The organism is Suttonella ornithocola, assembly GCF_001889065.1.
GTDB classification, from domain to species: domain Bacteria; phylum Pseudomonadota; class Gammaproteobacteria; order Cardiobacteriales; family Cardiobacteriaceae; genus Suttonella_A; species Suttonella_A ornithocola.
Genome location: NZ_LWHB01000311.1, coordinates 1 through 279 on the forward strand (window position 1 = coordinate 1; position 279 = coordinate 279).

Here is a 279-nt window from a genome sequence, read left to right on the forward strand (position 1 = left end):
GCCTTTATAAGTAAAGAAACCGATACCGAGCGCAGCGAGTATACGGAAAATCACCGATGACAGAACCCAAACAAGGACAACAGATAATAATTTAGCCACGGATTACCCCCAAGTTGATACGGATTGCGAGCAGATAAGCAGCTGCAAGAACTAAGTATTTAATCATGGCGGCAAAGTCGCACCATGGTTGGAATGATAGACGTAAATTACCTGCTAAGATGGTATTAATCTCGATAGGTGTTGGGCATGAGGCACTGCCAAAATCTACGGTACGTTTTT

General features: G+C 43.4%; 2 protein-coding genes. Both read right to left on the reverse strand.

The features are described 5' to 3' along the window. A partial coding sequence (locus A5N85_RS18040) for a DUF2523 family protein (RefSeq protein ID WP_143143343.1) occupies nucleotides 1-99 on the reverse strand: 99 nt, incomplete at its 3' end. Further along, nucleotides 92-279, reverse strand: a 188-nt coding sequence (locus A5N85_RS15930; protein WP_211268258.1) for a virulence factor TspB C-terminal domain-related protein, incomplete at its 5' end; no start/stop codon positions are given. The genes A5N85_RS18040 and A5N85_RS15930, both read right to left, overlap by 8 nt.